General features: G+C 71.8%; 8 protein-coding genes. 1 reads left to right on the forward strand and 7 read right to left on the reverse strand.

The window, feature by feature from the left end:
• Window positions 1-53 precede the first annotated feature (53 nt).
• From ACR9ZK_RS19330 to ACR9ZK_RS19360, 7 genes are all read right to left on the reverse strand, one after another.
• Window positions 54-1,058, reverse strand: a complete 1,005-nt coding sequence (locus tag ACR9ZK_RS19330) for an inorganic phosphate transporter (protein ID WP_481343594.1) — start codon at window positions 1,056-1,058, stop codon at window positions 54-56.
• A 7-nt stretch (window positions 1,059-1,065) separates the two neighbouring features.
• Window positions 1,066-1,686 (reverse strand): DUF47 domain-containing protein, encoded by a 621-nt coding sequence (locus ACR9ZK_RS19335; protein ID WP_481343595.1) that lies wholly within the window; start codon window positions 1,684-1,686, stop codon window positions 1,066-1,068.
• Between the two features lie 119 nt (window positions 1,687-1,805).
• Complete coding sequence (locus tag ACR9ZK_RS19340; protein ID WP_481343596.1) at window positions 1,806-2,075, reverse strand: hypothetical protein; 270 nt, start codon at window positions 2,073-2,075, stop codon at window positions 1,806-1,808.
• Window positions 2,076-2,420: 345 nt separating this feature from the next.
• A complete protein-coding gene (locus tag ACR9ZK_RS19345; RefSeq protein ID WP_481343597.1) occupies window positions 2,421-3,032 on the reverse strand; it encodes a hypothetical protein in 612 nt (203 codons plus the stop codon).
• 228 nt (window positions 3,033-3,260) lie between these two features.
• Window positions 3,261-3,875, reverse strand: coding sequence for a phosphoribosylanthranilate isomerase (locus ACR9ZK_RS19350; protein WP_481343598.1), 615 nt, complete (start codon window positions 3,873-3,875; stop codon window positions 3,261-3,263).
• Window positions 3,876-3,909: 34 nt separating this feature from the next.
• Window positions 3,910-4,863 (reverse strand): hypothetical protein, encoded by a 954-nt coding sequence (locus ACR9ZK_RS19355; protein WP_481343599.1) that lies wholly within the window; start codon window positions 4,861-4,863, stop codon window positions 3,910-3,912.
• A 154-nt stretch (window positions 4,864-5,017) separates the two neighbouring features.
• Window positions 5,018-6,532, reverse strand: a complete 1,515-nt coding sequence (locus ACR9ZK_RS19360) for a PucR family transcriptional regulator (RefSeq protein WP_481343600.1) — start codon at window positions 6,530-6,532, stop codon at window positions 5,018-5,020.
• Window positions 6,533-6,685: 153 nt separating this feature from the next.
• Between ACR9ZK_RS19360 and ACR9ZK_RS19365 the strand changes: the two genes are divergently transcribed.
• Window positions 6,686-8,266: a purine-cytosine permease family protein gene (locus ACR9ZK_RS19365; RefSeq protein ID WP_481343601.1), complete on the forward strand. Its 1,581-nt coding sequence runs from the start codon at window positions 6,686-6,688 to the stop codon at window positions 8,264-8,266.
• The last annotated feature ends 133 nt before the right edge of the window (window positions 8,267-8,399 follow it).

The following is an 8,399-nucleotide window of genomic DNA, read 5'->3' on the forward strand; positions in this document are numbered from 1 at the left end:
GGGCGGAGGCGGGTGGCGCGCACGTCGAAGCGGGGGGACGCGGCCCCTGGCGGTCAGCGGAAGATGGAGGTGATGTACCAGGCGAGGACCGCGACGAGCCCTGCACCGGGGAACGTCAGCACCCATGCGCCGACGATGTTGCCGGCGACGCTCCAGCGAACCGCCGAGACCCGCTTCGTGGCACCGACGCCCATGATCGCCGAGGTGATGGTGTGCGTCGTCGAGATCGGGGCACCGAAGGACAGGCCGGCCACGTAGAGGATCGCCGCGGCGGTCGTCTCGGCCGCGAACCCCTGTGGCGGACCGAGGTCGATGATGCGACGGCCGAGGGTGCGCATGATGCGCCAGCCGCCCGCGTACGTGCCGAGCGAGATGACGATGGCCGACAGCAGGAGGACCCACAGCGGGATGCTGTCGTCCTGGTGGTGGCCGGAGATGTTGAGCGCGAGGACGACGACGCCGGCGGTCTTCGCGGCGTCCTGCAGCCCGTGGCCGAAGGCCATCGCGGCAGCCGAGGCCGTCTGCGCCCAGCGGAACCCGCGCGTGACGCGTCCGGGGTTGGACTCGCGGAAGATCCAGAGGATCGCGGTCATGACGAGGTAGCCGACGATGATGCCGATGACCGGCGAGGCCACCATCGGGATGATGACCTTCTCCCAGATGACGCTCCACTGCACCGCGACGCCGGCGACGAGGGCCGCGCCGCCGAGGCCGCCGATGAGGGCATGGGAGGAGCTCGACGGGAGGCCGAACCACCACGTCAGCAGGTTCCAGCCGGTGGCTCCCACGAGGGCCGCCGCGACGAGCCACAGGCCGTTGACGCCCACCGGCTGCTCGATGATGCCGCTGCCGATGGTCTTGGCGACCTTGGCGCCGAAGAAGGCGCCGAAGAGGTTGGCCACCGCTGCCATGCCCAGGGCGACACGGGGCGTCAGCGCGCGCGTCGAGACCGACGTCGCGATGGCGTTGGCGGCGTCGTGGAAACCGTTGGTGTAGTTGAAGCCCATGGCGAGCGCGATGACCGCGCCCACACCGAGGACCGGGATGGTGGTGTCCATCGGTGGGTCAGGACTCCTTGACCGCGATGCCCTCGACGACGTGGGCGACCTTCTCGAACGCGTCGGCCGCGTTCTCGAAGCCGTCGACGATCGCCTTGACCTTGATGACGTGCACCGCGTCGGGTGAGTTGTTGAAGAGGTTGGCGACCATCTGGCGGTGCAGCGAGTCGGCCTGATTCTCGAGGCGGTTGATCTCGATCCAGTAGCTCTTGAGGTCCTGCAGCGAGCGCAGGCGCGGCATCGCCTCGGCGGTGACCTCGGCCATCCGCGCGAGGATCTCGAACTGGTCGGCGAGTCCCTCCGGGATGTCACCGAGGCGGTACAGCACGATCAGGTCCGCGGTCTCCTCGATGAGGTCCATGCAGTCGTCGAGGGACGCGGCGAGGTTGTGGATGTCCTCGCGGTCGAACGGCGTGATGAACGAGCTGTTCACCTTGTTGATGAGCTCGTGGGTGGCGTCGTCGGCGGCGTGCTCGAACTCCCGCAGCCGCTCGGCGATGGCCTGGCGCTTCGACGGGTCGTCCTCCAGGAAGCGAGTCAGCTCCCGGGTGGCCTCGACGAGGATCTGGGCCGAGGAGGTGAAGAGCGAGAAAAAGCTCGTGTCCTGGGGTGTGAGGCGAAAACCCACGGGCGTGCTCCGGTCGAGTCGGGGTCTGGTCCGGGGACGATGCTACGGGCAAGTTCGCCGTGCGGCGCAATCGCGGTTCCACCAGGCGTTCACCCCGCGTTCGTCGGCCCGCGGTGGTCTCAACCGGAGGCTGCGTCGCCGACGACGGCGCCCGGCGCCTGGGGCGGATCGGGCAGCGAGGCGCTGCTCGTGGCGTCCTGCCCGGACGATGCTGCAGCGGGGACGCCCGGGACGGCGTCCTCGCTGAGACCGAGGAGCTCGTCGATCTCGGCCTGGGTGAAGTGACGCTCGCTGCCGGAGGCGGCGACGACGAGGTCGGAGACGAGCTCGATCTCGTCTCGGAGTGCAACATCGAGCAGGTCGGCCGACCGCTCCTCCTCGGGCGTCATCCCCCCAGCGTAGATCCGGACGACGCGTCCCGGGCGCGGAAGAAGGGAACGGGATGAGGCCGATCGGGGTGGACCCAAGCCGCTCATCGTGGCCCCCTTCCTGCCCCAGCGGGGCGCTGCCGGCCCGGTATCGGACACCGGGTGCGGAGCGCGACCGAGCGCGGTGACGGTGTGACGTCGGGCCGGGAGCGCCTCTCGGCACTGGGCCGCTCGTAGCGGCGGATTTTGGGACCCGGGGCTACCGCGGCCCGACGCGCAATCAAGGATAGGCGCCTCTGCGGCGATCACCAAGATGCGGGCGACCCGTGCCCGTCCCCGCGGGCCCGTGCCGGCGTGGCCGGCCGGTCAGGCGAGGGCGTCTGCGCGCCACAGCCGGGCGGACGCGGCGAGGTCCTCCCCCATCGACAGGACGTTGGCCGCCTGCTCGGCGCTGGCGTCGCCGGAGCCGGTGTCGGCCCGGCCTGCCGCCACGACGCGGCAGAACGCGGCGGCCCGCTCGAGCGCCACCGCGAGGTCACCCTCGAAGACCCCGCGGAGGACCTCGTCGACGAGCCGGCTGACCTCCTGCGGCCCGGGCGGTTCGGCGGCCCCGGCGACGGCGTGGTTCGGGCCCGTGAACCGGATGCCGGCGCGGTACTCACGGCTGGCGTCGTCGGGGGCCCGGTGCACCCACTCGCGCAGCACGTAGAGCCGCCACAGCGCCCCGGGGAGGCTGCGTCCGGGGCGCTGGGACCACAGCTCGGCGATGGTCGACAGGCCGATCTCGTCGACGAGCGCGACGAGCTTGGTGGTGACGGCGGGGTCGGCGGCGGCGCGCCCGGCGTGGACGAGGGCGCGGGCGGTCTCGTGGGCGACGAGGATCTCCTCGGTCGGGTCGTAGGCCCCGCCGTGGGCCTCGAGCGCCGACGGGCTGAAGAACGCCGGACGGCGCGGGGTGCGGTGGTCGCCATCGCTCATCTCGGCAGGCTAACCCTCCGGACCGACCCTCCGCTGCGACCTCGGCGGCATGCTCGGCCGCGCGCCGGCCGGTTCGACGCCCAGGGGCCTGACCGGCGGCCCGGACGGCTCACGGTCAGAACCGCCCGGACCTGGGGCCGATGGCCGATGCCGGCATCGTCGAGGGGCCCTGCCTACTGCCTACCCACGACGCACGCGCCATGGTCACCCCGGCCGGCTCCGGATCGGTCAGCGGGGCTCCGACGTGCCGCGTGCCGCGGCGACGAACGCGCGCACGAGGTCCGCATCCTTGACGCCGCGGCTCGACTCCACCCCGCTCGACACGTCGACGCCCCAGGGTCGGGCGGCCGCCACCGCTCCGGCGACGTTGAGCGGGTCGAGGCCACCGGCGAGCAGCCAGCGCCCGACGGGCCGACGGCGCTCGAGGGCCGACAGGTCCCACGTGCTGCCCGACCCGGCCACCGGCGCGTCGAGCAGGAGCAGCTCCTCGCCCCAGGCCCCGGCCACGACGTCGGTCGTGTCGGTCAAGGCCGTCGCCCGCCAGACCCGGCCGAACCCGGCTCGTGCCGTTGCGACGTCGTGCGGCGTGTACCCGCCGTGCAGCTGGATGACGCTGACCCCGAGCTCCGAGGCGACCTCCACCGCGCGCTCCACCGGCATCTCCCGGACGACGAGCACGGTGTCGGCTCGGCCGTCGACCGCCTCCACCACGGCCCGGGCCCGGCCCGGCGTCACGTGGCGTGGGCTGCCTTCGCTCATCACCACGCCGACCGCGTCGGCACCCGCGTCGACGGCCACCCGGGCCATGTCGGCATCTCTGAGCCCGCACACCTTGACGTACACGGTCCCAGCCTCTCAGGTGCGACCGAGGCGTCGGTCAGGGCGCCATCGCGGCGTAGCCGGAGGAGTCGTGCAGCGCGAGGCCGGCGAACGTCGCGTACGCCGACGCCCCGGCGGTGACCTCGGCGAGCTGGGTCTCCATGTCGGTGCGCGTCCAGCCGAAGAACGTCTGCTTCGTGTCCACGGCCGTGTCGCCGAGATAGGTGGTCTCCTGACCGAGGCGCACCGGCTTGCCGAGCGCCGCCCCGGCGGTCAGCGCGGCCGCGGCGATGGCGAGGGTGCCGTCGGGGCCCGTGGCCGTGTTGCGGTAGGACATGACCGTCACGCCGGCGGTGCGCCTCATGATCTCGCGGTCGAGCGTGGAGGCGCTGCCACCTGCGCCCGCGGCGGGAACCTCGTTGAACCAGAAGGGGATGTCCGCCTCGATCGGCGAGGTGCCCGCGCTCGCCCTGAGCTTGTCAAGGAGGCTCAGGTACTTCGCCACGACGGTCGACCGTGATGTGCTCCACGCCGGTGTCGTGTACGGCTCGACGTCCACGTGGATGCCGGTGAACAGCCCGGTGTTCCTGGCCGGCTTGAGCCAGGAGGTGACGACCCACGAGGGGTTGTCGACCCAGCCGGGGTCACCGCCGAGCGCGTCGACGCGGATGCCGGCGGCGCGGGCGCGGGCCACGAGGTCCTTGAGCTCGGGCAGCCGGCTCGAGGTGTTGACGTTCGGCGGGACGGCGACGAAGAGCTGGTCGATGCCGGTCCGGACCGCCAGGTCGACCGTCGCGCCGGGCGTGCTCGTGTCCCACACCCACAGGGCCCGGGTGTCGGCGCCGACCGGCGTCGCCGCGGCTGCCGCCGCAGCGGCAGCGGATGCGGCTGGTGCCGTGGCGAGCACCCCGACGGCGGCGGACATGATCGCGACGCTCGTCATGACGAGGCGGGCGGGCGCGATGCGCTCACGCCGGACGCGACGACTCTGGCGTGAGCGGCTGGCGAACATGCTGGACTCCGGGGCCGTCGGGCTGGGACATGCCGATTGTCCGTAATGGGCCATCACCCCGCGGTGTTTCGCAAGATTCTCGCAAGACTCCCGTCGACGACGCCGGTCGTGGTCCTCGACGAACCGCGCGCCGCGACGACGGCCCTCGGTGCGGTCACGGTCTGGGGTCCTCGCGCAGCTGGGCGCCGCCGCGGGCGAGCCGGACCGCGAGCGTCAGCGCTGCGAGCTGCCCCTGCCCTCGGGGGTCGCCACCGAGCACGTGGAAGATCCGGCGGAGCCGCTTGTGCAGGGACTGACGCTCGAGGAAGAGCAGCTGCGCCGCCTCGGTCGCGTTGCACCCGGTGGAGATCCACACGTCGAGCGTCCTCACCAGCTCGCCGCCGGAGCGCTGGTCGAGGCGGACCAGCTCGCCGAGCGCCTCCTCGACGAGCGCATCGACGACGCCTCGGGACAGTGACCGCTCGGCCATCCGCTCCACGAGGAAGTCGGAGGCGTCGTACACGGTGTCGAAGCCCTTCGCCGAGCGGCCGAGCCGCCAGGTCGTGCGCGCCTCCGACAGCGAGAAGGACGCCTGGCGCACGGTCGGCGCCGTCGGGCCGAGAGCACCCGTGAGCCCGGTGCCCGCGACCGATGCCCGCAGCGCCGTGAGAGCCCGGGCGCGTTCGGCCCGGGTGGGCGCCCGCAGCGGCACGAGGATCTCGAGCCACTCGCCGTGGGCCACGACGAGCGTGGAGGGCAAGGCCCGCCGGGTCCGCTGTTCGGTGTCGACGCGCCCGTCGGCAGGGCGTCGCACCACCGCCATCGCCAGGGGTCCTTCCGGGTCGATGCCGCCTGCCTGGCTCAGCTCGATGAGGCGTTCGCCTCCCCCACCGGCCCCGATGAGCCGCACCAGCTCGTCCTCGGCGAGCCTGGCGAGGCTGGGCCGGCTGTGCCGAGCGAGCGCCAGCGCGACGATGCTGCGGACCCGGGCCAGCACCGTCTCCAGCGTCTCGACGTCGGCTCCGACGCCACCGAGCAGCTCGAGCCGCGCGACGCCGATCCCGCTCACCTCCAGCTCGGCGCCCAGCCGACCGCCGTCACCGGACGTCTCCACGTCCGGCTCGGGCCCGGCCGCCGCGAGCAGGCCGCCGCGGGTGTCGAGCACGCGCACGTGGACGTCGAGGGCCTCGGCGATGACGGCCAGCAACGGCTCGAGGGCCGTCCCGGAGCTCGCGATGCGCTCGGTGAGCGCGCGGGACAGCTGGTCGGCGACCTGCAGCGCGGCGACCTGCGCGGAGACGATCCGTCGGTTGACCTCCTCGGCGACCTCGACGAACGGGACCACCTGACGCAGCTCGAGAAGCGGCAGGCCGGCCTCCTCGGCGGCCGCGACCAGATCGGCCGGCAGGTGCCGCCCGGACCCGGCGGTCTCGACGGCGAGCGCGGCGACGCCCCGCCGCCCGAGGCTCCAGACGTACTCGACCTGTGCAGCGGGTTTGAGCGCCAGGAGAGCGACGCCGCCGGTGAGGAGCAGCTCTCCGCCCGACAGCAGGGGCGCGATCTCGAGCACCTCGCTCGAGTGCACCCAGCGCACGCGACTCGTGGCGACCGCGCGCTCCCCGGCAACCACCCGTGGTGCGCCCGGGGCGAGGACGCCGCTGTCGAGGATCTCACTCAGAAGCAGGGACATACCGGCCACGATCCCAGTGCCGGCGACAGGTTGTCACCCATCGACGTTGTCACAGGCGACACTCTGAGGCTGGAAGGGAGGAAATGCGGATCCTACCGTTGTCGGCAGCCGGCATTCATCCGCAGGGGTTTCAACGACGAAAGCAGTCCCCACATGAGCCTTTCCCCGCACAGCACCTCGGAAGAGGTGACGCACACCGTCGAAGACGTGCTCCAGCCCGTCCCGGAGTCTGCTCGCACGACGAAGGTGTCCGGCCAGTTCTGGATCTGGGCCGGCGCCAACGTCGCCCCCATCAACTGGATCCTCGGCGCGCTCGGCATCCAGCTCGGCCTCGGTTTCGCCGACACGATGACCGTCCTCGTCGTCGGCAACATCATCGGCATGGTCGGGTTCGGCTTCTTCGTCCTCCTCGGGCAGAAGACCGGCGCCACCGGCATGCTCCTGGCCCGCGGCGCCTTCGGCCGGCGCGGCGCCTACCTGCCGGCCGCCATCCAGGCCGTCGTCGCGGTGGGCTGGTCGGCCGTCAACACGTGGGTCATCCTCGACCTCGTCATGGCGCTGTTCGCCAAGATCGGCTGGGTCGACCCGGACGCGTCCAACCTCGCCTGGAAGATCGGCGTCGCGGCCGTGATCATGAGCATCCAGGTCGGCATCTGCTACCGCGGCTACAGCGCCATCGCGAAGTTCGAGCGCATCACGATGCCGCCCACGATCATCGTGCTCATCGTCATGTCGGTCATCGCCTGGACCCAGCTGCCCATCGACTGGGGCTACGCCGGCCCTCCCGGAAAGGTGCTGACCGGCGGAGAGCGCTGGGCCGCCATGTCGGGCATCATGACCGCGATCGGGATCGGTTGGGGTATCGGCTGGTTCACGTACGCGCCGGACTACTCGCGGTTCGTCTCCAAGCGCATCCCGCAGTGGAAGCTCTACCTCACCTCGGTCCTCGGCCAGTTCCTGCCCGTCGTGTGGCTCGGCGTGCTCGGTGCGAGCCTCGCGACGATGCACGGCACCGCCGACCCCGGTGAGCTCGTCGTCAAGAGCTTCGGCGCCATGGCGATCCCGGTCATCCTGCTCGTCATCCACGGGCCCATCGCCACGAACATCATCAACCTGTACACGTTCGGCGTCGCGTTCCAGGCGCTCGACATCCGCATCGGCCGCAAGAAGCTCTCGGTCATCGTGGGCTGCCTCTCGATGTGCGCCGTCATCGGCTTCCTCTTCGCCGAGGACTTCGCGACGCTCCTCGACAACTGGATCATCGCCATCGCGGCCTGGGTGGCGACGTGGGGCGGCATCATGGCCGTGCACTACTTCGTCTTCGAGCGCCGTCACAAGAACTTCGGCTACCTGTTCGTCAACCCCCGCGACACCCGCCTGAAGTCCGTCAACTGGTCGGCGATCGTCGCCTTCGTCTGCGGCCTCTCCATGACATGGGTGTTCATGTACGGCGGTCTCCCGGCCTTCCAGGGCCCGGCCGCCACGGCCATGGGCGGGGTCGACCTGTCGTGGCTGGCGGGCACGCTGACCTCCGGGCTGCTCTACCTCGCCCTCGGCTACCCGCGGTTCCGCGACCGCATCCACCACGGCGTGCCGCTGAGCATCAAGACCGACCTGGCCGACGAGGACTACCTGCGCGACCACGGCGACGCGTGCGTCCACGACGCAGACCACGTGGACGCCCCCGGCCAGCCGGCGACGACCCCGGCCGAGGTCCCTGCGCCCCTGCGGTGACGACCTCACCGACCGCGCGGCGGGTGGGGCCGTCCCCGACCCTGTCTCTTATACACCTCTCCGAGCCCACGAGACGGAGCTAAATCTAGGAGGGTGGCTTTTCTGTTGGAAGAGGGGGGGGGGGGGGGGGGGG

The organism is Monashia sp. HAY1-5C (assembly GCF_056755255.1).